The following is a 25571-nucleotide window of genomic DNA, read 5'->3' as shown; positions in this document are numbered from 1 at the left end:
ACGCCCCGCCGCCGCGTCCATGAGGCGGGCCTCCAGCGGGCGCGCCGGTCATATCAGCGTTGGCGTCGTGCTTACTTCTTCTCCGGCTCCGGATTGCTTTGCGGATTAGCCGGCGCGCCCGGCGCTCCAGCCGCGTTCACCGGCCCGCCGGGCGTGAACGGAAAAGTCGCGAACATCGATTTCGCCTGGTTCTGCATCTGCTCCTGCATCTGCACGAACATGTTCTTCGACTGCTCGATATAGCTGGTCATCATGCCCTGCATCATCGGTGCCTGCATGTTCATGAACTGCGACCAGACTTCGGGGTTCATCGCCTTGCCTTCGTACAGATTCTTCGACTGGTCGGCGAGTTTCGCCTGAATGTCGATGAAGGCCTGGATGTTCTTCTCCAGATACGTGCCCATCATGCCCTGCATCGCATGGCCGTAAAAACGGATAATCTGCGACAGCATCGACGACGAGAACATCGGCAAACCGCCGCTCTCCTCTTCGAGAATGATCTGCAACAGGATGGCGCGCGTCAGATCCTCGTTGCTCTTCGCATCGATGACCTTGAAATCCTCCTGATCCAGCACGAGCTGCTTAACGTCCGTCAGCGTGATGTACGTGCTTGTCTCGGTGTCGTAGAGCCGACGATTCGGATATTTCTTGATCAGTCGTTCGGCTGTTTTCTTTGTAGTAGTCATGTAACGCCTTTGAGCGCGAGTTGAGCGCGGAAACGGCGTCATACCGACTGCGCAATCGGGTTATTGCACAGTCGAGACGCCGCCGGAACCATCTGAGTCGAAACACGCCGCCTTGTGAGCCGCGCGCCGCTGACTCAGCCCATATGCAAACCGCCATTCAGCGAAAAATCCGCGCCTGTGGCGAAACCCGATTCGTCAGAAGCAAGCCATGCCACGATCGAACCGATTTCGTCCGGCTGGCCGAGACGGCGCACCGGAATCGTCGCGACGATCTTCTCCAGCACGTCCGGACGGATCGACTTGACCATATCCGTGCCGATGTAGCCCGGCGACACGGTGTTCACCGTCACGCCCTTGGTGGCCACTTCCTGCGCCAGCGACATCGTGAAGCCATGAATACCGGCCTTCGCGGTCGAATAGTTGGTCTGGCCGAACTGCCCCTTCTGCCCGTTCACCGACGAAATGTTGATGACTCGCCCGAAGCCGCGCTCCACCATGCCGTCGATCACCTGCTTGGTGACGTTGAACAGGCTGGTCAGGTTGGTGTCGATCACCGCCGTCCAGTCTTCATGTGTCATCTTGCGGAACACGACGTCGCGCGTGATACCGGCATTGTTCACCAGCACGTCGATTTCGCCGACTTCGGCCTTGACCTTGTCGAACGCGGCCTTGGTCGACTCCCAATCGCCGACATTGCCTTCGGACGCAATGAAATCGTAGCCGAGAGCCTTCTGCTCTTCGAGCCACTTCACGCGGCGCGGTGAGTTCGGGCCACAACCTGCAACGACCTTGAAGCCCTCTTTGTGCAGCCGTTGGCAAATGCTCGTGCCGATGCCGCCCATCCCGCCCGTTACGTACGCAATTCGCTGTGTCATACACTACACTCCGTTTTTCGTTTTCGAGGCGCCGACCGGCGGCCTCTTCCCTCGCCTGATACTTCATCTCCACTGCCGCCGGGCGACCGGCCGACGAGGCCATTGCTCGCCGCGCACCGCCTGCTATCTGCTTGCCAGAGAATGCGCGGCAACCCTGCTTACAGCTTGCTGAAACCCACCTGAACCTGCTTGAACCGGTTTGCGCCTCGAGTCTCCGTCATTGAGACCCGCGACTCGAGGCCCGCAGCCCCGTTAAGCGCGCTCGAGCGCCAGCGCCACGCCCATGCCGCCGCCGATACACAACGACGCCAAGCCCTTCTTCGCATCGCGCTTCTGCATTTCGTGCAGCAACGTGACGAGAACCCGGCAACCGGACGCGCCGATCGGATGGCCGATCGCAATCGCACCACCGTTGACGTTGATCTTCGACGTGTCCCAGCCCATTTGCTGATTCACGGCGCACGCCTGCGCGGCAAACGCTTCGTTGATTTCCATCAGGTCGAGATCGGCCGGCGTCCAGCCCGCGCGCTCGAGACAGCGGCGCGACGCGGGCACCGGGCCCATGCCCATGATTTTCGGATCCAGACCCGACGTGGCATACGCCTTGATGCGCGCGAGCGGCGTGAGGCCGAGCGCCTCGGCCTTCTTCGCCGACATCACCAGCACTGCCGCGGCGCCGTCGTTCAGACCCGACGCATTGGCCGCTGTCACCGTGCCCTCTTTCGAGAAAGCCGGCTTCAGACCCGCCAGCGATTCAGCCGTCACGCCGTGACGCACGAACTCGTCCGTCGCGAAACGCAGCGGCTCGCCCTTGCGTTGCGGAATTTCGACCGGCACGATTTCGTCGTTGAAACGGCCCGACTTCTGCGCAGCTTCCGCCTTGTTCTGCGACAGCGCCGCGAACGCGTCCTGCTGCTCGCGCGTGATGCCGTATTCCCTGGCGACGTTTTCCGCCGTCACGCCCATGTGGTACTGGTTGTAGACGTCCCACAGGCCGTCGACGATCATCGAGTCGATCAGCTTCGCGTCGCCCATGCGGAAACCGTCGCGCGAACCCGGCAGCACATGCGGCGCCGCGCTCATGTTTTCCTGACCGCCGGCGACCACGATGTCGGCATCGCCCGCGATAATCGCGTTGGCCGCCAGCATCACGGACTTCAGGCCCGAGCCGCACACCACGTTGATCGTCATGGCGGGCACAGCCGTGGGCAAACCGGCCTTGATCAGCGACTGACGCGCCGGGTTCTGACCGGAGCCGGCTGTCAGCACCTGCCCCATAATGACTTCGCTGACCTGCTCCGGCTTCAGACCAGACCGTTCGAGCACGGCGCGAATCACGGTGGCGCCGAGTTCGGGCGCGGCGATCTTCGCCAGCGACCCACCGAATTTGCCCACTGCCGTACGGGCGGCCGATACGATCACAACATCAGTCATTTCCATATCCTCCGGGCACATCGGCCAAATAGGCCGTAGCCCGTCAAGTTAAAAATCTTGTTGCTCATGCGCCCTTGCCTTTCCGGGCGCGCATTCATACCGCCAGACCACCGTGCCTTGCGGCGCTAACCCTACTCCCGTTGCCGCACATAACGCCCCGGTGCCGGCTCGATGACGGGGAATTCCGCGGAACCTGCCGTAGCGCGCGGCTTGACTTTCTTGCCGCCGAACTGGTCGAGCCACGTGATCCATTCGGGCCACCAGCTGCCGGGCACTTCGACCGCCTGATCGAGCCACTCATCCGGCGTTTCGGGCAACGTCTTGACATCGCCTTGCAGCGTCCAGTAACTGCGCTTTTTCTTCGCCGGCGGATTGATCACGCCCGCGATATGGCCTGACGCACCAAGCACGAACTTCCGCGGTCCGGCGAGCAGCGGCACCGACGCGTACGCGGTTTGCCACGGCACGATATGGTCTTCGCGTGAACCGTAGATGAAGGTCGGCACGTCGATCTTCGAGAGGTCGACCGGTTCGCCGCAGGTGGTCAACGCACCCGGCTCGCGCAGACGATTCTCGAGATACGTATTGCGCAGATACCAGACGTACATCGGACCCGGCAGGCTGGTCGAATCGCTGTTCCAGTACAGCAGATCGAACGGCACCGGGGTGCGCCCCTTGAGATAGTTGTCGACGACATAGTTCCACACCAGATCGTTCGGCCGCAGGAACGAGAAAGTATTGGCGAATTCAATGCCGCGCATGAGGCCGGGCGGGCTGCCGTTCTTGCCGCCGATGGTTTGCTCGCGCATCTGCACATGCGCCTCGTCGACGAATACGTCGAGCACGCCGGTATCCGAGAAGTCGAGCATTGCGGTGAGCAAGGTCATCGACGCTGCCGGATGCTGGCCGCGCGCGGCCGCCACTGCCAGCGCCGTGGCCAGCATCGTGCCGCCCACGCAGAAGCCCAGCGTGTTGATCTGCTCGCGCCCACTGATCTGGCTGACCGTGTCGATTGCCTTGAGGACGCCCTCGCCGATGTAGTCGTCCCACGTCTTGCCCGCGATCGACGCATCCGCATTGCGCCACGAAATCAGGAACACCTGATGACCCGAATCGAGCCCGTGCGCAACCAGCGAGTTCTCCGGCTGCAGATCGAGAATGTAGAACTTGTTGATACACGGCGGCACGATCAGCAGCGGCCGCTCGCGCACGGTGGCCGTGCGCGGCTTGTACTGGATCAACTGCATCAGGTCGTTTTCGAACACTACCGAACCTTCGGTGTTCGCGAGATTTTCACCGACCACGAAACGCGATTCGTCCGTTTGCGAAATCTTGCCGCGCTGCAGGTCGCCCAGCAGATTCATCACGCCCTGCCGCAAGCTCTCGCCCTGGCTATCCAGCAAGGTCTTTTGCGCTTCCGGATTCAACGCGAAGAAGTTGCTGGGCGACGCCGCCGCGGTCCATTGCTGAACGGCGAAGCGGATGCGCTCGCGCACTTTCGGTTCCGTATCGAGCGCGTCGACCATTTCCTGCAGATAGCGTGCGTTCAACAGATACCACGCGGCCGTAAATGCATAGGCTGGCGTCGCGCTCCACGCGTCGGAACTGAAGCGGCGGTCTTTGAGTTCGGGAGTTTTCGTCGTAGAACCCGCTGCCTGCTGGATCAGCTCCATCGCCTCGCGCGAATAATCGGCCTGCAGCTTTTGCAAACGCTCCGATGGAATCGCGGCACTCGGCACATTGAGTCCTGCGAATGAAGGCAATGACGGCAGAGATCCCACCGTCAGTTTGCTGAAGTCAGGCATGCCGGGGAACGACGGTATTTGCGGCAGGCCCATTTGCGGCATTGGCGGAATCCCCATGTGCGGTATTGGGAAAGCCGCGCCATTGCCGCCGGGCGGCGTGCCGAGTGAACGCCATGCGTTCATCCACACGTCGAATAACTGCTGCATGCCTGCGGCCGGCGTTGCGCCGCTCGTACCGGCCTGCTGCGTGTGCTCCGTCGAGGAGTCCGTGCTGGGGGAAGCTGAGGAATGTGATGCTGCCATACCTGCTTTTGACCGGTAAGTCCTTGCGGACGGGTTGAGAGGCAGGTTCTTGCGCACGTGGGCGATTGCTCGCGACCTCGTCACGCCCTGTCTCATGTACGAGGAGCTGTGAGGAACATTCTTGCTCCCCATCGCAAGGCATGTCAATGCTTGTTCCCGATTTTGCCGCAGTGCGATAGTTTTTTAATTATCGTTTTCCCTGTGTAGCAGATCGCGCTTTTGGAACGGGGATTTTTCGGTGCCGATGCAAATGAAAAAAGCTCCCGTACTGCGCGGGCTTATCTCAATTCATCCGTTCGCATGCGAACAGTTTTGGCGGCAGATTTACGCCTGCGCGAGGACTTCCGGCAGCGCAGCAAAAAACCATGCTGCGTCTCCGAACAAACCCTCATACGTATGCCGCCAGAAAGACATGACGCCCACTCCAGCGGGCGCCAGGGTGGATAACTTATGCCGCGATTGTCCGCGCCTGATCGTCGAGCCAGATCAGCGCGGCCATGCGGCCGGTTTCCCGATCGCGGCGATAGGAATAGAAACGCTCGCGTTGTGTGACCGTACACAAATCGCCGCCGGCAATGCGCGTCACCCCGAGCCTCTGCAAGCGCAGGCGCGCGAGCGTCGCAAGGTCGGCGAGATATTTGCCGGGATTATGCGGATGCGTAACGAATGCATTCGCCGTGGCCTCGCGTTGTTTGCCGTCCACGCCCTTCATGAAGGCGTCACGCACATCTGCCCCCACCTCGAATGCGTCCGGTCCGATCGCCGGACCGAGATAGGCGTGCAGCGACGCGGCCTCTACGCCGGCGAGGTCGGCAACGCGCTGCGCGGTCTGTTCGACAATACCCGCTGCGAGGCCACGCCAGCCGGCATGAGCCGCGCCGACGGCACGCCCCGCTTCGTCGCACAACAGCACCGGCATGCAATCGGCAACCATCACGACGCACACCGTGCCAGGCCGGTCGGTGACGCTCGCATCGGCTTGTGTCGGCATGCCGTTCGCGTGAGTTTGCGCAAGCACATCTTCGGCCCGCACGATGCCCGCGCCGTGAATCTGCTCGAGCCACGCGGCCTCGCTTACGCCGGCCAGATCCAGCAGCCGCGCGCGATTGACCGCGACCGCGGCCGGATCGTCTCCGGCTTTCATCCCCAGATTCAGGCCGCCGGGCAGGTCCGCGCCGTCGCGCCAGCGGCCGAACGGCGGTTCGCTCACGCCGCCATTACGCGTGGTGACGAGCGCACGCACCCGTGGCGACACATTCCATGCCGGTTGCACAACATCGGCGAGACTCAGCTTGGGCAAGCTCATGCGTGACCGTCCTCGTCGTGTTCGTCGTCTTCGGCAGGATCGCCGTCGCCGAGTATTTCATCTGCGTCGGCATCGTCGTCCAACGAGGCTTCGTAGTCGTCTTCCTCGTAGTACGTCTCGTCGAACTCGCCCTCGTCGTCGCGCCCGAGGCCGAGCGCCGCCGATAGTACCTGCATGTCTTCCGGCGCATCGGCGCGCCATTGCATGGTGCGGCCGGTTTCCGGGTGAATCAGGCCAAGGCGCCATGCATGCAGGGCCTGGCGGGCAAAGCCGTCCGGCAGCGGCGTCACCGAGCGCTTGCCGCGCGCGCGCCCATAAACCGGATCGCCGAGCAGCGGATGGCCGATATGCGCGCAATGCACGCGAATCTGGTGGGTGCGGCCGGTTTCGAGGTCGCAATGAATTGCGGTGACCGGCTGACGCTGCCAGATCGCCGTGTCCACGCGCCGGAAATGCGTGCGAGCAGCTTTGCCCGATGCGCTTGTCACAACCGCCATGCGCGTACGTTCGCGCGGATCGCGGCCGATCGGTGCGTCGATCGTGCCCTCTTCAGGCATGTTGCCCCATACCAGCGCGAGATAACGGCGCTTCACCGTGCGCGCCTGGAGCTGGCGCACCAGATCGGTCTGCGCCTCGAGCGTGCGCGCCACCACCATCAGGCCGGACGTCTCCTTGTCGAGCCGATGGACGATACCGGCACGCGGCAAGCCGGCCGCGGCGTCGCCATAGCGGTACAGCAGACCGTTCAGCACCGTACCGCTCCAGTTGCCGGCCGCCGGATGCACGACCATGCCGGCCGGCTTGTTGATCACCACCAGCGTGTCGTCCTCATACACGACGTCGAGCGGCACCGGCTCGGGCGTGAACGCGAGTTGCTCCGGCAGCAGGTCGGGCACGAGTTCGATGGTTGCGCCGAGCGGCACCGGCTGACGGATTTTGGCCGGCTTGCCGTCGATGCGCACCCGCTCCGACTCGATCCAGCTTTGCAGCCGGTTCCGCGAAAACTCCGGAAAGACCCGGGCGAGCACTTTGTCGAGGCGTTCGCCGGCCATTTCGTCGGGGACGACGACACTGCGCGGCGTCTCGTCCGCCACACGGCTCGCCACCGTCGGCACCATGCTCTGCGGGCCGGCGCCGGCAAGCGCGTCGCTGCCGAGATCGTCGTCGAGTGAATCGACGCCCAACGCGTCGGAGGGGTCAGCGCTTACGCTATAATCTTTGTTGCTATTCCCGGCACCGGTTGCGGCGCCTGGAGTATTTGAGCGGGTCATTGAGTCTGGGTCACCTGGACGTAAAGCTAGACTGGAAAATGCGAGCCTTGAACACCATTACTAAAGCGGCGATCAATTTGGCGGCCATCAAGAAGGCGGCCCGGAAAGTGGCCGGATACATTGCGTGTGCCGCGGCCGTCGCCGTTGTTGCGGCTTGTCACGGCCTGCCGGAAAAGACCGACGAGACGGCTACGTGGAACAACAACAAATTATATACGGAGGCGAACGACGCCCTGACCGGTGGTGATTACGGCAAGTGCGCCAAGTATTTCGAGATGCTCGAAGGCCGCGATCCGTTCGGCCACTTTGCCCAGCAGGCACAGATCAACGTCGCCTATTGCAACTGGAAAGACAACGAAAACGCCGCCGCCGACCAGGCGATCGACCGCTTCATCCAGCTGCATCCGGATCACCCGGACATCGCCTACGCGTATTACCTGAAGGGCATGATCCACTTCAACGACGACCTCGGTCTGTTCGGCCGCTTCTCCGGCCAGGACATGAGCGAGCGCGACCCGAAGTCGCTGCGCGAGTCGTATGACGCGTTCAAGGTCGTGGTCGACAAGTACCCGAACAGCAAGTATGCACCGGACGCCGCGCAACGCATGCGCTATATCGTGAACGCGCTGGCGTCGCACGAAGTCCACGCGGCGGATTATTACTACCGCCGTGGCGCTTATGTCGCGGCGATCAATCGCGCGCAACTGGCGTTGAAGGAATACAAGAACGCGCCGGCTATCGAAGACGCACTGCACATCATGATGCTGTCGTATCAAAAGCTGAATCAGCCGCAACTGGCCGACGACACCAAGCGTATTCTGGCCGGCACCTTCCCTGACAGCCCGTATATCACGGGCCATGCAAGGCCGGGTAAGGAAAAGTCGTGGTGGCAGTTCTAAGTTTCAGCCACACGCTTTAAGAACGCTGCAAACAGAAACGCCACGACTTCGGTCGTGGCGTTTCTGTTTGTGGAGCGCAGCCGGCGTGCGCCCGAGGCCGGCTGGCGACAGGCGCTCTCAGTCCCGCTCGAACAGCGCAATCGACTCCACATGCGAGGTGTGCGGGAACATGTTCACCACCCCCGCGCCCACCAGCCGGTAGCCGGCCTCATGCACCAGCAGGCCGGCGTCGCGAGCGAGCGTAGCCGGGGCGCACGATACGTACACGATACGTTTGGGCAGCGGCCCGTTGCCGCTCTGTGCGATCTCAGCGAGCGCCTTGGCGACGGCCAGCGCGCCTTCACGCGGCGGATCGATCAGGATTTTGTCGAAATGGCCGAGCGCGCGCAGGTCGTCGGCGGTGACTTCGAACAGATTCCGGCAGGCAAACGATGTATGACCCGCCACGCCGTTCAGTTCGGCATTGGCCAGTGCACGCGAAGTCAGCGCTTCGCTGCCCTCGATACCCATCACTTCCTTCGAGATCCGGGCGAGCGGCAGCGTGAAATTGCCGATTCCGCAGAATAGATCGAGCACGCGGTCGGTGGCGGCCGGGGCCAGTAGACGCAACGCACGGCTGACCAGCACGCGATTGATCGCGTGATTGACCTGCGTGAAATCGGTCGGCTTGAACGGCATCCGGATGTTGTATTCCGGAAGCGTGTAGTCGAGTTCCGCGTCGAGCGGATAGAACGGCACGACCGTATCAGGACCACCCGGCTGCAACCACCACTGGATCTTGTGCTCGTCGGCGAAATCGCGCAGCACCTGCTCGTCCGCGGCAGTGAGCGGCGCGAGATTACGCAGCACCAGTGCGGTGACCGAGGAGCCAACCGCCAGCTCGATCTGCGGCATACGATCGTGGATCGACAGCTTGCGAACCATGAAGCGCAGCGGCATCAGCATCGCCGACACATGCGGCGGCAGCACCTCACAACTCTTCATATCCGAGATGTAGCTGCTCTTCTTCTCGTAGAAGCCGATGCGCATGCCGCCCTTTTCCGGCAGATAGCGCACAGCCAGACGCGCGCGGTAGCGATATCCCCACGCCGGCCCGTGAATGGGGCGGTACACCGTCTCGGGGCGCAGCTTCGCCAGATGCTGGAAATTGTCTTCGAGCACGCGCTGCTTGACGGCGATCTGGGCGCGAATGTCGAGATGCTGCATCGAACAGCCGCCGCAAATATCGAAGTACGCGCACTTCGGCTTCGTGCGAAGCACGCTTTCACGGAACACCTGGACCACTTCCGCCTGCTCGAATTTCGGCTTGCTGCGATGGGTCGAGTAGCTGACGCGCTCGCCAGGCAGCGCACCTTCGACAAAGATTACCTTGCCGGGCGTGCCGTCTTCGCTCTCGATACGGCCCACGCCGCGCGCTTCCATATCGAGCGAAACGATTTCGACGATCGGCTCATTGCCGGTGATGACGTGCGCTTTTGCCGGAGCGGGCGCCTTCTGGCGCTTGGGCGAGCGACGTTGGGGGGCAGTTCGGGACACCTGCGACTTCCTGACAAACTTGGGGAAAGGCGAGATTGTAGACGAAGCGCCGCCATTGCCAACGATTTGGCGCGGCTGCGGCGGCTAGCGCCTGCCTGCTTGCGCCATGGCCGATTTGCGTGCTGCAAACCGCTTCGCTAGCAGAATAGTAAGGCTTATTGATCAAATGCGGCCAGATACTCGGCCCATTGCGGCGCCGCCTCCAGCGCTAACGCATTCTTGACCAGGTTGATCTCGTCAGCATACTCCGCCGCCGAAAACGCCCCGCGGATCAGCTGGAAGCGGCAATACAGCAGATAGGTATTGACGACGTCGGTCTCGCAATAATTGCGGATTTCCTCAATGCGCCCTTCCTGGTATGCGTGCCATACCTGGCTGCCGTCCATCCCCATCTTGCCGGGGAAGCCGCACATCTTCGCGAGCGCGTCGAGCGGCGCGTTGGCGCGCGCCTGATACATCGCCAGCACGTCCATCAGATCGGTGTGGCGCGCATGATAGCGGCTGATGTAGTTGTTCCACTTGAACTCGCGGTCGTCCTCGCCGAGGTCCCAGAAACGGGACGCCGGGATGCCGTTGACCAGCGCACGGTAGTTCAGCACCGGCAGATCGAACCCGCCGCCGTTCCACGACACGAGTTGCGGCGTGTACTTTTCGATCACGCGATAAAACGACTGCACGAGCGCCGCCTCGCCGTCTTCCAGCGTGCCGAGCGAGCGCACACGGAAACCGTTGTTGTCGCGGAACACGCAGGAAATCGCCGCGATCCGTTGCAGGTGATGCGGCAGGAAATCGCTGCCGGTCTTTTCGCGGCGCGCGGCAAAAGCGTGCTCGGCGACTTCGGCGTCGCTTAGCGTGGCGGGCAAATCTTCGAGGCGGCGAATGCCGGCGACATCGGGAATCGTCTCGATGTCGAATACAAGAATCGGTGTCATCAGCTTAGAGAACGGCGTCCTTCCGAACACCGTTGGAGGCAAAGAAGCGCTTTAACCGCACCAGCGCTTCCTGTTGGATCTGGCGCACACGCTCGCGCGTGAGGCCCATTTCGTCGGCCAGCTCTTCGAGCGTGGCGGGCTCGATGTGGTTCAGGCCGAAGCGGCGCTCGATCACATGGCGGTGCTTGTCCGACAAGCGCGCAAGCCACGCACGTGTAAGCGTTTCCAGCTCGCGGTGCTGCACTTCGGCATCCGGCGACTGGCTCTGGTCGTCGGAGAGCAAATCGAGCAGGCTGCTCGCCGGATCGAGATCGAGCGGCGCGTCGAGCGACGCGGTGTGCTCGTTCAGCGCGAGAATATCGGTGACTTCGTCGGTGGTCTTGCCGGTCAGATAGGCAATATCATCGATGCTGGCGTCGCGGCGCTCGGCGGCTTCGCCGGAATTCATCGAATTTTTTTCCAGATGACGCTTCGCGCGCAGCACCTGGTTGAGCTCACGGATCACGTGCACCGGCAAACGCACCGTGCGCGCCTGGTTCATGATCGCGCGCTCGATGCTTTGGCGAATCCACCAGGTGGCATAAGTCGAGAAACGGAAGCCGCGCGTGGGATCGAACTTTTCGATCGCGTGCATCAAACCGAGGTTGCCCTCTTCGATCAGATCGAGCAGCGGCACGCCGCGATTCAGATAACCCTTCGCGATGCTGACGACGAGCCGCAAATTACGCTCGATCATCACCTGGCGCGCGTCGAACTCGCCCGCCTTCGCCAGACGCGAATACTTCTGCTCTTCTTCGACGGTCAGGAGCGGTTTGACGCTGATGCGATTCAGATAATGCTGAATGGTGTCGGCCGTCAGCTCGGCTTGCAGCAGCGCACGGAAATCGTCGACATCGGGCGGCGTGTCGCTCGCGCCTTCGCGGGCCTCTCCGGCCTCGTCCGCGGCGCCCTGGCGTTCGTCGAGATCGCGCTCTTCGACGATTTCGTCTTCGGCTTCCGAAGCGCCGCTATCCTCCACCGAAGCGGACGTGACGCGGCTAATCGTCTCAGATTCGGCTTGCGGCAGGCGGCGCTTCGATTTCGGCATGGTCGTATCGCTTATTGCGGCGGCAAATACTTCAGTGGGTCGACAGGTTTACCCTGCCGGCGAACTTCGAAATGCAACATCACGCGGTCGGAATCGCTATTGCCCATCTCAGCGATCTTCTGCCCTTTGGTTACCGCATCCCCCTCTTTTACCATCAAAGCGCGGTTGTGTGCATACGCCGTGAGATAAGTTGCATCATGCTTGATGATAATGAGATTGCCGTAACCACGCAGCCCATTTCCGGCATAAACCACGCGGCCATCCGCTGAGGCCTTGACGGGATCGCCCGCTGCACCGCCGATATTAATACCCTTGTTGGTCGAATCGTTGAACGTACCAAGCATCGGCCCGCGCACCGGCCACGCGAACGCGATGTTGCCGGAAGCACCGGTACTCGAATCACTCGCGGCACCCGGATTGGCAGGCGGCGGCGACACGGTCGCATTCGAACCATAGACCGGCGGCACCGCCACGCCTGCCGCGGCACCCGCCACCGGCGGCGTGCTGCCAAGCGGCGCGCTCTGCACCCCGCCACCGCCGATCGGCGCGGTCGACACACCCGGCGTCAGCGCCGCGGTGTTCGCTCCCGGCGGAACGACGCGCAGCAACTGGTCGACTTCGATCTGATTCGGATTGGTGAGATTGTTCCACGCCGAAATATCGCGATAGTTCTGGCCGTTCTCCAGCGCGATCCGGTACAGCGTATCGCCGGGTTTCACACGATAGTAGCCCGGCGGCGGCGGTCCGAGCGGCACAGCCGGCTGTGGCGCGGCTTGCGTACCGAGGGCACCGCTGCCCGAGCGGTCGACGACGGGTGCCTGATCGAGACGGGTCGCACAGGCCGACATCAACAGGGACAAGGCGAGCACGCACACGCTACGCTGGGTTACGGTCATAGGAATATTCAGGCTGGTTCTTTGCATCGCGCGCAACATACTCATCGGTGTCAAATCACTCCGGATTTTAAGGGTACAAAGAAAACGCGATCAAGCCGCGACTCGCGCCACTGCGCGGGTCCGAGGCGTTCCACCAGGGTCAGCACCTGGTTCTGGCCTTCCTGCGAGCCGACCGGCGCGACCAGACGGCCGCCGATCGCGAGTTGTTCAAGCAATGCTTGCGGTACGTCCAGCCCCGCCGCCGCGATCACGATCGCATCGAATGGCGCCGCCGACGGCAACCCCAGGCGACCGTCGCCGTAGTGCAAGCGGATGTTCGGAATGCGCAGCGGACGCAAGTTTGTCTTCGCGCGTTCGGACAGCGGCTTGATACGTTCAATCGAGTAAACGTCCCGCGCGACCTGGCTCAGTACCGCGGCCTGATAGCCGCAGCCCGTACCGATTTCGAGCACTGTGTTCAACGCACGGCCAGCGGCCGCCAGCTCGATCATCCGCGCAACCACGGAGGGCTTGGAAATCGTCTGGTGATGACCGATCGGCAGCGCCGCGTCTTCATAGGCCTGGGCCGCGAGGCCCGGGTCGACGAACATGTGGCGCGGCACCACCGACATCGCGTTCAACACGCGCTGATCGGTCACGCCGTTTGCACGCAGCCGTTCGACCATCCGTTCGCGAACCCGTTCCGAAGTGAGCGCCAAAGCGCCGTTCAACGCGACATTCGGCACCGCGCTGCGCTCGCTGGGTCTGGCCGCGGGTTTGCTGAGCGGCGCCGGTTTTGCTGCGGCGCGCACAGCCGAACCTTGCGCGACGGGCGCTGCGTGCGGTTTGGCTTGCGACTTGGCCGGGGCGTGGCCCGACGTGCTCACTGGCGCCTTCATCGGCGCCTTGGCTGGTGGCTTTGCTTGCGTCGCCTGGGTTTGCGCCTGTGCTCTCACCGGCGGCTTCGCGGGGGTTTTCCCACCGGCTCCCGCGGCCGGATTTTTCGCCGGTTGCGGGCGAGCATTCAGCGCCGCGCTCGCCGCGAGCGCCGCCGCGCGCATATCACCCGGACGACCTTCAACCCTGCGCGGTTCGCGCACCAGGTCCTCGAGGCCGAGCGGGAAGCGCTTTGCGCGCTCGCTGGTCATGAAGCGCCGCTACCGGCGCGCGCCCAGTCGCGCGCTGCGGGCAGCATTTGCGTGTGGGTCAGATCGAGCTGCAACGGCGTGATCGACACCTGGCCGTTCGCGACAGCGTGGAAATCGGTACCTTCGCTCGCATCGCGCGCGCTGCCCGACGGACCAATCCAGTAGATGGGTTCGCCGCGCGGGTTGGTCTGGCGGATCACCGGCTGCGACGGATGCCGCTTGCCCAGACGCGTGATATGCCAGCCGCCGAGTTGCTCATACGGCAGATTCGGAATGTTGACGTTCAGGAGCGGATGCCCCGGCAACGGTTGCTCGAGGTAGTGCGCGACGATCTCGGCAGCGACGCGCGCGGCATCTTCGAGGTGACCCCAATCCTTGTCGACCAGCGAGAAGGCAATGGCCGGCACGCCGAACATGATGCCTTCGGTGGCGGCGGCGACAGTACCCGAATAGAGCGTGTCCTCGCCCATGTTCTGGCCGTTGTTGATACCCGAAACGACGAGGTCCGGCGTGTGATCCAGCATCCCGGTCAGCGCGATGTGCACCGAATCGGTTGGCGTGCCGTTCACGTAGTAGAAACCGTTCGCCGAGCGCAGCACCGAAAGCGGCCGCGACAGCGTCAAGGAATTGGACGCGCCGCTGCAGTTCTGCTCGGGCGCCATTACGGTGACGTCCGCGATCGGCTTGAGCGCTTCGTAAAGCGCGGCAAGCCCGGGCGCCAGATAGCCGTCGTCATTGCTGAGTAGGATTCGCATGCGGCGATTGTAACCGAGGAAAGAAGGCAGGCGAACGACACGGCGGGCACCACGCACGTCACATGCACAGCGCACGCGCCAGGCACCACGTCCACGGCTGTCGCCCTCGCGAACACAGGGCCAGGAACAATAAAAACGCACGGTCGTGCTGTTTGTTTTACACTCAGAATAGTTGCGACGCCCGACGGAAGCCCCGCGGGAAACCCGATCGATATGGAGACACGATGCGCGCGATTCGCTGTAATCAGTACGGGCCGCCGGAAAGCCTGGTGGTCGAAAATCTGCCGGATCTCGAGCCGCCGCCCGGACACGTCGTGATCGACGTCAAAGCGGCCGCCGTCAACTTTCCCGATGTGCTGATCATCGAGAACAAGTACCAGTTCAAACCGCCGCTGCCCTTTACGCCCGGCTCCGAAGTCGCGGGCGTGGTTCGCGCGGTCGGCGCGGATGTGACGCAGTTCAAACCCGGCTCCCGAGTGGTCGCGTTCACCGGCTCGGGTGGATTCGCCGAGCAGGCGCTGGCACCGGTCACGGCGTGCGTGCCGCTCGCGGACGGCGTCGAGTTCGAACTGGCCGCGGCGTTCACGCTCGCGTACGGCACGTCGCATCACGCGGTGGTCGATCGCGGCCAGTTGAAGGCCGGTGAAACGATGCTGGTGCTGGGCGCGGCGGGCGGCGTCGGGCTCGCCGCGGTCGAGATCGGCAAAGCCCTTGGCGCGCGCGTGATCGCGGCGGCGTCGAGCGACGAAAAGCTTGCCACTTGCGTGAAGCACGGCGCGGACGCCACCATCAACTACAGCACCGAAGACCTGCGCGAACGGATCAAGGCGCTGACCGACGGCAAGGGTCCGGATGTCATCTACGATCCGGTCGGCGGTGTGTATGCGGAACCGGCGTTTCGCAGCATCGGCTGGCGCGGCCGTTATCTGGTAGTCGGTTTTGCGAACGGCGAGATTCCGAAGTTGCCGCTCAACCTGACACTGCTCAAAGGCGCGAGCCTGGTCGGCGTATTCTGGGGTGACTTTGCCAGGCGCGAGCCGCAGCACAATCATGCCGCGTTCGAGCAGATGACCGGCTGGATCGGCGAAGGCAAGCTCAAGCCTTACGTGTCGGCGCGCTATGCGCTGGAAGACACCGGCCGCGCGTTGCGCGATATGGCCGAGCGCCGGGTGATCGGGAAGGTGGTGATTACGCCCTAGCCGCCTGGCCCGTTGTGCATTCAACCTACGCTTCGTCGACCGGCAAATAAAACGGCGCGCGGTTTTAAAACCACGCGCCGTTTTTGCTCAGGCCTTGCCAGCCAGGCCTTCACGTGCCCGATCTTGCGTGCGTGGCTACAGCTTTTCCGTATCGCCCGACTTCGGCTGCCACTTCATCAGGCGGCGCTCGCCAATCCCGACAATCGCATCGAGAATCAGTGCGAACGCCGTCAGCACCAGAATCCCCGCGAACACCGTATTGATATCGAAGGTGCCCTCGGCTTGCAGAATCAGATAGCCGACACCGCGCGCCGAGCCGAGATATTCCCCCACCACCGAGCCGACAAACGCCAGACCCACCGACGTGTGCAGGCTCGAAAACACCCAGCTCATCGCGCTCGGCAGATAAACAAAGCGCAGTAGCTGCTTGCGGTTCGCCCCAAGCATGCGCGCGTTGGCGAGTACCACCGGGCTCACTTCCTTCACGCCCTGATAGACGTTGAAGAACACGATAAAGAACACCAGCGTGACGCCCAGCGCCACCTTCGACCAGATGCCGAGGCCAAACCACACGCCGAAAATCGGCGCGAGAATCACGCGCGGCATCGAATTGGCCGCCTTGATATACGGATCGAACAGCGCACTCGCGAGCGGCGACAGAGCGAGCCACAGACCGACGCCGAGTCCGAAGGCGGTGCCGAGCGCGAACGCGAGCACCGTTTCGACCAAGGTGATCCACAGGTGCAGATAGATCTCGCCGCCCGTGAACCATTCCCAGATGCGCTGCAGCACCTTCTGCGGCTCGCCGAAGAAGAACGCGGCCTTGTTCGGATCGTCGAAATAGAACGGCGGCAGCAGCGTCGGACTGGTCAGCACGTACCAGAGCACAAAACACAGCACGAGCAGCAGCCACTGCCAGATCACCAGGTTCGCCCGGTTCGGGCGCAACGTCTTCCACATGACTCGATTTGCCTTAGACGATTGATCGACACAACGACTGAGCGTGACCCGCGAGCGCAGCAACGGAACGCCAATGCGTCCCTCACCCGCGACGTGTCCGCGAGCCGTCACTACACGGCGGTGAGTTGCTGCTGGTAGCCCTTGAGCACCTCGTCGCGCAACACGCTCCAGATCTGGGCATGCAACTCGACGAAGCGCGGATGCGCACGAATCTCGGCGACGTCGCGCGGCCGCGGCAGATCGATCGCGAATTCGCCGATCGGATGCGTGCCCGGCCCCGCCGACAGCACCACGACCCGGTCGGACATCGAGATCGCTTCGTCGAGATCGTGCGTGATGAACAGCACCGCCTTGCGCTTTGCCGCCCACAGATCGAGCAACTCGTTTTCCATCAGCTGACGCGTCTGGATATCGAGCGCGGAAAACGGCTCGTCCATCAGAATGATGTCCGGGTCGAGGATCAGCGTCTGCGCCATTGCGACGCGCTTGCGCATGCCGCCCGACAGTTGATGCGGATAGCGATCGCCGAAACCGCCGAGCCCCACGCGCTTTAACCACTCGTCGGCTTTACTGCGCGCTTCGGCCGGCGGTACGCCGTGAAAAGCGAGGCCGGCCATCACGTTGTCGATGGCCGAACGCCACGGCATCAGCGCATCGGCCTGAAACATGTAGCCGGCGCGCCGGTTGATCCCCTTGAGCGGCTCGCCGAACACACTGACCGCGCCCGACGACGGTTCAAGCAAACCCGCGCCGACATTTAACAAGGTGGATTTGCCGCACCCGGTCGGGCCGACCACCGAGACGAATTCGCCCGGGGCGATGCGCAAGGTCGTGTCCTTGACTGCCGTATAGCGTTGCGCGCGGTTGTCCCGCGCAGCGAACGTGCAGGTGATGTTGTCGAGCGCCAGGGCGGCAACGGTCATCGTTCGACTCGCTTCGAAGATCGGTTTTGATTCTGGTTTGTCATGCCGTCGTGACAACGGGGTTCGAGGCGAGCGCAGCACGCACCGCCCTCGCCTCCGCGTTCACCGTGTCTATGCCTTGACCGTCGCCAGCGCTTTCTTGACGAAGTCGTTGGTCCACGCTTTCGACAAATCGATCGGCTTGCCCTGCACGGCCGGATCGAATGCCTGCAAGGTTTTCAGCGACGTGGCCGGGCCGTCGGCGGGCATCAGCCCATCCGGCGACATCGCCTCCTTCACGTGCTGCCATGCGTCCAGATAGACCGCGCGGTCGCCGAGCAGATAGCCCTCCGGCACCGTGTTGATCAGTTCGCTGCCGGTCGCCGTTTGCAACCACTTGAGCGCGCGCACCATTGCATTGGTCAGCGCCTGGGTGGTGTTCGGATTCTTCGTGATGAAACTCTGCGATGCATACAGGCAGCCCGCGGGCATGTCGCCGCCGAACACGCTGCGGGTATCGGCCAGCGTACGCGTGTCCGACACGACGCGAATTTCGCCGGTGCGTTCGAGTTTGGTCATCACCGGGTCGAGATTGGCGATCGCGTCGATCTGGCCCGACTGCAGCGCGGCGATCGCGCCCGCCCCCGCGCCCACCCCGATGAACGCCACGTCTTTCGCGGTCAGCCCGGCTTTCGCGAGCACGAAACTCGCCATGATCGAGGTCGACGAACCCGGCGCAGTCACGCCGATTTTCTTGCCCTTCAGGTCGGCGATCGACTTGTAGTTCGGCATCGCCTTCTTCGACACGGCAAGCACGATCTGCGGCGCGCGCCCTTGCAGCACGAATTCGCGGAACATCTGCTTTTGCGCCTGCAACAGCAAGGTGTGTTCGAACGCGCCGGAGACCACGTCCGCGCTGCCGCCCACAGCCGCCTTCAGCGCTTGCGAGCCGCCGGCGAAATCCGAGATCTCGACCTCGAGTCCCTCGTCCTTGAAGTAATTGCGGCGCTCGGCAATCGTGAGCGGCAGGTAATAAAACAGGTTCTTTCCGCCGACGGCGATCGCCACCTTGGTGGTTTCAGGTTTGCCCTGCGCGAAAGCAAGCGGCGTGGCAGCGAAGGTGGCGCCCGCAAGCGCCGCGGTGCCGGCGAGGAAGGTTCTGCGTTGCATCGTGTGTCGTCTCCAGACTTTGGTTTTGTTGTCTTCGCAGGGTCGAGGCGCGCACGCTCACTCACACAATCTGTTGCGCGCGCAACCTTGCAATATCGTCAGAATCATAACCTAGCGACTGCAGGACTTCATCGGTATGTTCACCCAGTTCCGGGCCCAACCAGCGCGTTTCACCCGGCGTGTCCGAAAGCTTCGGCGTCACTGCCGGCAGGGTGATTTCCTGGCCGTCCTGCCACTTGAAGCGCTGGATCATCTGGCGCGCCATGAATTGCGGATCGGTGAACATATCCGCAACGCTGTAAATGCGGCCGACGGGCACGTCGGCGGCATTCAGCACGGCGAGCGCTTCGTCGATGGTGCGCGTGGCGAGCCATGCGGCAATCGCCCCGTCGATCTCCTGGGTGCGTGGCACGCGGCCGTCGTTGTGCGCCAAACCGGGATCGTTCGCCAGATCTGCGCGTTCGATCGCGACCATCAAGCGTTTGAAGATCGGGTCGCTATTGCCGCCAATGACAATGCTGCCGTCGCGGCAAGGATACGTGTTCGACGGCACGATGCCCGGCAGCGACGCACCGGTGCGCTCGCGCACCATGCCGTACACGCCGTACTCCGGCACCACGCTTTCCATCATGTTGAAGACCGCTTCGTACAGCGCGACGTCGACCACCTGCCCTTTGCCGCCGTTCACCTGTTTGTGATGCAGCGCCATCAACGCACCGATTACGCCATGCAGTGCGGCAATCGAATCGCCGATTGAAATGCCGATACGCGGCGGCGGCAAATCCGGATAGCCGGTGATGTGGCGCAAGCCGCCCATCGATTCGGCGATCGCGCCGAATCCCGGCCGGTCGCGATACGGCCCGGTCTGGCCGTAGCCGGACAGACGCACCATTACGAGCCCGGGGTTCTCCGCGGACAGGACGTCATAACCGAGGCCGAGTTTTTCGAGCAAACCCGGCCGGAAATTTTCGACGACGATATCGGCTTCTTTCGCCAGACGCCGCACGATCTCCTTGCCCTCTTCGGCTTTCAGATTGATCGTCACGGATTTCTTGTTGCGCGCCTGAACCGCCCACCATAGCGACGTGCCGCCGACTTCAGGATAGAGCTTGCGCCATTTGCGCAGCGGATCGCCGCCTTTGGGATCTTCGATCTTGATGACGTCGGCGCCGAACTCGCCGAGAAAGCGCGCAGCGAACGGGCCGGCGATCAGCGTGCCGAGTTCGAGCACCTTGACGCCGGCAAGCGGGCCTTTGGGCGCGGCAGTGGCGCTGGGATCGGGGTTGACGCTCATAGGTCTCCTCTGTGGTCTGTTCTCGTCCGGACACGGCCTTGGCGGATCGATCTCACACGATTTCGCCCGGACGTTGCGGGCGCCGCGAGACGTGGCGCTGCCGCGGTTGGCCGCGCTACATCGAACGCCGGTCGAGCATCGCGCGGGCGATGGTGCCGGCGTCCACATACTCGAGTTCACCGCCCACCGGCACGCCGCGCGCGAGGCGCGTAACGGCAAGACCGCGCGCCTTGAGCGTCTGCCCGAGGTAATGCGCGGTGGCCTCGCCTTCATTGGTGAAATTGGTCGCGAGCACGACTTCGGTGACGATGCCATCCGATGCGCGCTTGACCAGCCGATCGAAATGGATCTCCTTCGGACCGATGCCGTCGAGCGGACTGAGGCGGCCCATCAGCACGAAGTAGAGGCCGCGATAGGTCATGGTCTGCTCGAGCATGATCTGGTCGGCGGGCGTCTCGACGACGCACAACAACGTCGGATCGCGCTCCTCGTCAAGGCAGACCTCGCAGATCTGCGCTTCGGTAAAGGTGTTGCACTTCTCGCAGTGCTGCAGATGTTCAGTCGCGAACAGCAACGAGCGCCCGAGTTTTTCGGCGCCGTCGCGGTCGTGCTGCATCAGGTGGTACGCCATGCGTTGCGCGGATTTGGGCCCGACTCCGGGCAGCGCGCGCAGCGCTTCGACGAGCGCCGACAGGGCGGAAGGTTGTTTCATGCGGATCGGCGGTGTCGAAGTGGGTGTTGCCGGGTATTCAACTCACGCCGCGGCCAAAGCGGCAGCGTGAGTCCATTCTTGCAGCGACGCCGCTCAGAACGGCAGCTTGAAACCCGGCGGCAGCGGCAGACCCGAAGTCATGCCGCCCATCTTTTCCTGAGCGGTGGCCTCGGCCTTACGCACGGCGTCGTTGAATGCAGCGGCGACCAGGTCTTCCAGCATGTCCTTGTCGTCGGCAAGCAGACTCGGATCGATCGACACGCGGCGCACGTCGTTCTTGCAGGTCATCGTCACCTTGACGAGACCGGCGCCCGACTGCCCTTCGACTTCGATCAATGCAAGCTGCTCCTGCATCTTCTTCATGTTTTCCTGCATCTGCTGGGCCTGCTTCATCAGCCCGGCGAGTTGGCCTTTCATCATGGATATGCTCCTTCTTGATAGCGTGAAATCCGGAAAGCGGGTGCGCCACGGGGGCGCGGCGAATCAGTGGACGGACGGCGTGCCGTTCGGGCCGGAGTCCTGGGTGATCGGGCGAATCGAGCCGGGAACGATGCTCGCGCCGAATTCGCGGATCAGCGACTGCACGAACGGATCGGCGCCGATTTCGCGCTCGGCTTCCTGCTGGCGCTGGGCCCGCATCGCGGCGTCGTGCGCGGCTGCCGTGCGGCGCGCCGGGCCGACCTCGACCAGCACGTCGACGTTCTGGCCGAGCTTGTCGGCGAGCGCGGCTTTCAGTTTAGCTACCTGCGAAGCCTCAGCGTACTGCGGCACCGGCACGTTCAGTTTGAGCGTGTTGCCTTCGAGCGCCATCAATTCGCTGTTGAACGCGAGTTGATACGCGATGCCCTTGAGCGGCAGATCGACGGCGAGCGCGGGCCAGTCGCCCTGAAAACCCAGCGGGTCGAGCGGCACGGCGGGCGGCAAGGGCCGCCTGTCGACCGCCGGCGCGGGTGTCGGCGCGGGCGCGGCGTTCACGCGGACATCGTCGGGACCACTGTCGAACACCGGCACATAGTTGTCGTCCGGCAGGCCGTAATAGCCCTCGTCCGCTGCGGTGAGCGGCATGTATTCATCGGGCGGCATGTCGTCCCACGGCGCGCCCGACGAGCCACCTGACTCCTGAGGCTGCGGGGACGGTGCACGCGCTGCCGGCGCGGCGTCCTGTTGCGGCGCGCGGCGCGGGGCACCGGGCGTCGGCACATTGACGACCACGCGCGGTGCGGCAGGCTTCGGTGTGACCGGCGCGGCAGCAGGCTTGGCGGCGGTTGCCGCCGTCGTGCGGCCACGGTCCGACGATACTTTCAGACCGGCGCTACGCAAGACATTGAGCGCGTCGCTCGCACCGCCGGCACGGCGCGGCGGAATGTCGGCCGCAGGCGGCGACGCTTGCGACGCCGTCGCGGACGCGGCTTCTTCCGCCCGTGCAGAAGCAGCTGCAGCCGGAGCACTGAATGACGATGCGGGCGACGAGTTCTCAGGAGCGGTTGCGGCGGCTGGTTCGTTCGGGGACGGCTCGGTGGGCACGTCGTCCCACGGCGCCACGGCGCGTGCAGCCGCCACTTTTGTGGTCTCGATCGTTTCAGATGCGTCGGCTGCCGACGCGGGGGGCGTTGTTTCGAGCAGCGCGGCCGCAGGAGGCGCGCTCGCCCGCGTCAATGCGGGAGACGCCGACACACTCTCATCCCGCTCGACGGGCGGTTCTTCCTGCCACGGAGCCAAAGCCGGCGCGGCAATAGCGGCCGCAGCCACAGGCGCCGGGTTCGCTTCGCCAGAGGTAATCGCAGTTACGGACCCGGAGGGAGCTGCCGCTTCGTCGGAAGCTGGTGCGAGCACGGATGGGGCAGCCGCTTCGTCCGAAGCCGGTGCGGGCACGAAAGGGGCAGCCGCTTCGTCGGAAACTGATGCGGACCCGGAAGGGGCGGCAGCTTCGACGGAAGCTGGCGCGGACACAGAAACGCTTACCGCTTCAGCGATAGCGGCTTTCGGCACGTCAGTATTTCCAACCGCCCCCGCAGACGCCGGGTGTTGCGAATCCGGCGTCGAAGGCTTCGCGTTTGCCACTGGATTCGCGGAGCGTACCGGCGCCGCGGGGGCTGCTTCGATCGCCCGCGCCGCCGGCTGCTGCGCGGCGACCGCCGGCGCGCCGGCGCGCTTCGCACCACCCGCCCCCGCCGGCCCTGCCGGACGCGCGGAAGCCGCACCGCCGCCGCCACCGGTGGGCGCCGGCTCGAACGCAAGCATACGCAGCAGTGTCATGGTGAAACCGGCGTATTCGTCAGGCGCGAGACCCAGTTCGCTTCGGCCGATGGTCGCAATCTGATAAAACAGTTGCACCTGCTCGGCGCTCAACGCTTCGGCAAAGCGGCGCAAATCGCCCGCTTCCGGCCATTCGTCCAACACCGACGACGGCGCGAACTGCGCCCATGCGATTCGGTGCAGCAAGCTCGCGAGGTCCTGCAACGCCGTCGAAAACGACAGGCTGCGCAACGCCATCTCGTCCGCGACTGCCAGCACGGCGGCGCCGTCGCCATCGGCCAGCGCGTCTAGCAGGCGAATCAGATAGCTTTGATCGAGTGCGCCGAGCATGCCGCGCACCGCCTCTTCATTCACCTGATTGGCCGAATAGGCGATCGCCTGGTCAGTCAGCGAGAGCGCGTCGCGCATCGAGCCGTCGGCCGCGCGTGCGAGCAGACGCAACGCCTGGGCGTCGTACGGCACCTTCTCTTCGCCGAGAATGTGCTCGAGATGCGAGACGATGTGCCCAGCCGGCATCTGCTTCAGATTGAACTGCAGACAGCGTGACAGCACCGTGACCGGAATCTTCTGCGGATCGGTGGTGGCAAGAATGAATTTGACATGCGAAGGCGGTTCTTCCAGCGTCTTCAACATCGCGTTGAACGCGTGGTTGGTCAGCATGTGCACTTCGTCGATCATGTAGACCTTGAAGCGCGCATCGACCGGCGCGTAAACCGCGCGCTCCAGCAGCGCCGCCATTTCGTCGACCCCGCGGTTACTCGCCGCGTCCATCTCCACATAATCGACAAAGCGACCTTCGTCGATCTCCCGGCACGCGCGGCACACGCCGCACGGCGTGGAAGTCACGCCGGTTTCGCAATTCAACGCCTTGGCGAAGATGCGCGACAGCGTGGTTTTACCGACGCCGCGGGTGCCGGTAAACAGATAGGCATGGTGCAGACGGCCACCGTCGAGCGCGTGCGTGAGCGCGCGCACCACGTGCTCCTGTCCGACGAGCGAAGCGAAATCCTTCGGCCGCCATTTGCGTGCGAGAACTTGATAGGTCATCCGGAAATTGTATCAGTAACGATGGCGCGCAAAACCGAATCGAGACGGCGCGCGAACGCATGTTGCCGCTTCATTGAAACAGGCTAACGGACCGATAGAAAAAAATAGATGAAGTGCGCGAGAAACGCCAATGCAGCGTCTGGGCGACAGCGGCAAGAGTAAAACAAGCGCGGTGGAGGTACGACAGAAGAAAACAGAAAGAGGAAGGTGACGAGCCTGACCCTCGGCACTGGTGGAAAACGGCTGTGGCTGCTTCGTTCCCGACCTGACCAGGTTGACCATCCCTCCATGCGAGGAGGCCCGTCACGAAACATTCTATCATCGCTCGGGCCGCCGCGCGACTGTAAATACGAACAAACCGACATCGGCGCGCTGAATAGGGAGCTTCGCACCATATAGTGCAGGACCCCGGGATACGGGTGCCGGGTACTTGAGTTTGCGGCGCCCGCCACCAGATATGCAGCGTCGCGGTTGTTAAAACGGAGTGGCACTTCACCGGCAGTCACGGGCCCCACTGCCTTTGATGAGTACTATCACCACCGGCAACGCATAGCGAATTAAGCTAAACTGCCATTTGGATGACCCGCAAACGCGAGCTTTCCGCACATTCCAGGAATGGTCTTTCGACTTTTTCAGGCAGGTGTCGGCAAGCTCCCGCTTGCGGCAAAGCGAACGGAAGTTTCCCTAGATTTTGACGTATCGTGGCGAGCAATTCAGGCGGGCCTCGAACCGATAGAGGTATTCATACAATGAGCGAATCAATCAAGCATATTAGCGACGCATCGTTCGAACAGGACGTCGTGAAATCCGATAAACCCGTGCTGCTCGATTTCTGGGCTGAATGGTGCGGTCCGTGCAAGATGATCGCGCCGATCCTCGACGAAGTCGCCAAGGATTACGCCGATCGCCTGCAAATCGCCAAGATCAACGTCGACGAACATCAATCGACGCCGGCCAAGTTCGGCGTGCGCGGTATTCCCACGCTGCTGCTCTTCAAGAACGGCGCTGTCGCCGCGCAGAAAGTCGGCGCGCTGTCGAAGTCGCAACTCACCGCATTCCTCGACGGCAACCTGTAAAGAAGCAATGCATCGGCGCGCCGGAGGTCCTTCGGACTTTCAGGCGCGCGATCCCAGGCGTGTTGTCCCGCGACAACACGCCTGATAAGAAAGATGCCACGCC

At 63.2% G+C, this 25571-nt stretch carries 22 protein-coding genes and 1 other RNA gene; 3 read left to right on the top strand and 20 right to left on the bottom strand.

The features are described 5' to 3' along the window. Positions 1–71: 71 nt before the first annotated feature. The 6 genes from phaR to AC57B6_RS08100 form a co-directional block, all read right to left on the bottom strand. Entirely contained in the window at positions 72–686 is a 615-nt protein-coding gene (gene phaR / locus AC57B6_RS08125; RefSeq protein ID WP_028196626.1) for a polyhydroxyalkanoate synthesis repressor PhaR, read from the bottom strand. 134 nt (positions 687–820) lie between these two features. After that, positions 821–1561: a 3-ketoacyl-ACP reductase gene (locus tag AC57B6_RS08120; protein WP_028196627.1), complete on the bottom strand. Its 741-nt coding sequence runs from the start codon at positions 1559–1561 to the stop codon at positions 821–823. A gap of 252 nt (positions 1562–1813) precedes the next feature. Then, positions 1814–2995, bottom strand: coding sequence for an acetyl-CoA C-acetyltransferase (locus tag AC57B6_RS08115; RefSeq protein WP_028196628.1), 1182 nt, complete (start codon positions 2993–2995; stop codon positions 1814–1816). A 131-nt stretch (positions 2996–3126) separates the two neighbouring features. Next, positions 3127–4947: a class I poly(R)-hydroxyalkanoic acid synthase gene (gene phaC, locus AC57B6_RS08110; protein ID WP_496420958.1), complete on the bottom strand. Its 1821-nt coding sequence runs from the start codon at positions 4945–4947 to the stop codon at positions 3127–3129. Between the two features lie 544 nt (positions 4948–5491). Next, positions 5492–6349: a peptidoglycan editing factor PgeF gene (pgeF, locus tag AC57B6_RS08105; protein WP_496420953.1), complete on the bottom strand. Its 858-nt coding sequence runs from the start codon at positions 6347–6349 to the stop codon at positions 5492–5494. Continuing rightward, positions 6346–7620 carry an RluA family pseudouridine synthase gene (locus tag AC57B6_RS08100; RefSeq protein WP_496420952.1) on the bottom strand — a complete coding sequence of 425 codons (1275 nt, stop codon included), beginning with the start codon at positions 7618–7620 and terminating at the stop codon, positions 6346–6348. Before AC57B6_RS08100 ends, pgeF begins: the two co-directional genes overlap by 4 nt. Before the next feature lie 38 nt (positions 7621–7658). On the opposite strand from AC57B6_RS08100, the gene AC57B6_RS08095 reads away from it, so the two are divergent. Beyond that, the gene (locus AC57B6_RS08095; protein WP_035520618.1) at positions 7659–8519 is read left to right on the top strand and encodes an outer membrane protein assembly factor BamD; all 861 of its coding nucleotides are present in this window, start codon (positions 7659–7661) and stop codon (positions 8517–8519) included. A 117-nt stretch (positions 8520–8636) separates the two neighbouring features. Here the strand turns inward: AC57B6_RS08095 and rlmD are convergent, their stop codons facing one another. The 6 genes from rlmD to surE form a co-directional block, all read right to left on the bottom strand. Beyond that, complete coding sequence (gene rlmD / locus AC57B6_RS08090) at positions 8637–10055, bottom strand: 23S rRNA (uracil(1939)-C(5))-methyltransferase RlmD (RefSeq protein ID WP_496420951.1); 1419 nt, start codon at positions 10053–10055, stop codon at positions 8637–8639. A gap of 155 nt (positions 10056–10210) precedes the next feature. Next, positions 10211–10987 (bottom strand): 3'-5' exonuclease, encoded by a 777-nt coding sequence (locus AC57B6_RS08085; protein ID WP_028196634.1) that lies wholly within the window; start codon positions 10985–10987, stop codon positions 10211–10213. A 4-nt stretch (positions 10988–10991) separates the two neighbouring features. Beyond that, positions 10992–12074 (bottom strand): RNA polymerase sigma factor RpoS, encoded by a 1083-nt coding sequence (rpoS, locus tag AC57B6_RS08080; RefSeq protein ID WP_028196635.1) that lies wholly within the window; start codon positions 12072–12074, stop codon positions 10992–10994. An 11-nt stretch (positions 12075–12085) separates the two neighbouring features. Continuing rightward, entirely contained in the window at positions 12086–13015 is a 930-nt protein-coding gene (locus tag AC57B6_RS08075) for a peptidoglycan DD-metalloendopeptidase family protein (protein ID WP_496420950.1), read from the bottom strand. A gap of 5 nt (positions 13016–13020) precedes the next feature. After that, positions 13021–14097: a protein-L-isoaspartate(D-aspartate) O-methyltransferase gene (locus AC57B6_RS08070; RefSeq protein ID WP_106351991.1), complete on the bottom strand. Its 1077-nt coding sequence runs from the start codon at positions 14095–14097 to the stop codon at positions 13021–13023. Beyond that, positions 14094–14852 (bottom strand): 5'/3'-nucleotidase SurE, encoded by a 759-nt coding sequence (surE, locus tag AC57B6_RS08065; RefSeq protein WP_028196638.1) that lies wholly within the window; start codon positions 14850–14852, stop codon positions 14094–14096. Before surE ends, AC57B6_RS08070 begins: the two co-directional genes overlap by 4 nt. A 224-nt stretch (positions 14853–15076) precedes the next feature. Between surE and AC57B6_RS08060 the strand changes: the two genes are divergently transcribed. Continuing rightward, on the top strand, positions 15077–16051 hold the full coding sequence (locus tag AC57B6_RS08060) for an NADPH:quinone oxidoreductase family protein (protein WP_028196639.1): 975 nt from the start codon (positions 15077–15079) through the stop codon (positions 16049–16051). Between the two features lie 135 nt (positions 16052–16186). Here AC57B6_RS08060 and AC57B6_RS08055 read toward each other — a convergent pair whose 3' ends face one another. The 8 genes from AC57B6_RS08055 to ffs all read right to left on the bottom strand — a co-directional run bounded on the left by AC57B6_RS08055 (position 16187) and on the right by ffs (position 24697). Continuing rightward, positions 16187–17011 (bottom strand): ABC transporter permease, encoded by an 825-nt coding sequence (locus AC57B6_RS08055; protein ID WP_028196640.1) that lies wholly within the window; start codon positions 17009–17011, stop codon positions 16187–16189. Between the two features lie 110 nt (positions 17012–17121). Next, on the bottom strand, positions 17122–17934 hold the full coding sequence (locus AC57B6_RS08050; RefSeq protein WP_496420949.1) for an ABC transporter ATP-binding protein: 813 nt from the start codon (positions 17932–17934) through the stop codon (positions 17122–17124). Between the two features lie 111 nt (positions 17935–18045). Next, on the bottom strand, positions 18046–19083 hold the full coding sequence (locus AC57B6_RS08045) for an ABC transporter substrate-binding protein (protein ID WP_028196642.1): 1038 nt from the start codon (positions 19081–19083) through the stop codon (positions 18046–18048). Between the two features lie 61 nt (positions 19084–19144). After that, the gene (locus tag AC57B6_RS08040; protein WP_106351990.1) at positions 19145–20377 is read right to left on the bottom strand and encodes a CaiB/BaiF CoA transferase family protein; all 1233 of its coding nucleotides are present in this window, start codon (positions 20375–20377) and stop codon (positions 19145–19147) included. Between the two features lie 115 nt (positions 20378–20492). Continuing rightward, the gene (recR, locus tag AC57B6_RS08035; RefSeq protein ID WP_030103097.1) at positions 20493–21089 is read right to left on the bottom strand and encodes a recombination mediator RecR; all 597 of its coding nucleotides are present in this window, start codon (positions 21087–21089) and stop codon (positions 20493–20495) included. A 93-nt stretch (positions 21090–21182) separates the two neighbouring features. Next, the gene (locus AC57B6_RS08030) at positions 21183–21509 is read right to left on the bottom strand and encodes a YbaB/EbfC family nucleoid-associated protein (RefSeq protein ID WP_007182071.1); all 327 of its coding nucleotides are present in this window, start codon (positions 21507–21509) and stop codon (positions 21183–21185) included. A 63-nt stretch (positions 21510–21572) separates the two neighbouring features. Continuing rightward, positions 21573–24392 carry a DNA polymerase III subunit gamma/tau gene (dnaX, locus tag AC57B6_RS08025; protein ID WP_496420948.1) on the bottom strand — a complete coding sequence of 940 codons (2820 nt, stop codon included), beginning with the start codon at positions 24390–24392 and terminating at the stop codon, positions 21573–21575. A 206-nt stretch (positions 24393–24598) separates the two neighbouring features. Then, positions 24599–24697: signal recognition particle sRNA small type (ffs, locus tag AC57B6_RS08020), an RNA gene on the bottom strand. 444 nt (positions 24698–25141) lie between these two features. Between ffs and trxA the strand changes: the two genes are divergently transcribed. Further along, complete coding sequence (trxA, locus tag AC57B6_RS08015; RefSeq protein WP_028196646.1) at positions 25142–25468, top strand: thioredoxin TrxA; 327 nt, start codon at positions 25142–25144, stop codon at positions 25466–25468. Positions 25469–25571: the final 103 nt, after the last annotated feature.

The sequence above is a fragment of the Paraburkholderia sp. BGA-UO-ETr-F12 genome, from assembly GCF_059567945.1.
This window is presented reverse-complemented; position numbering and strand designations above follow the sequence as displayed.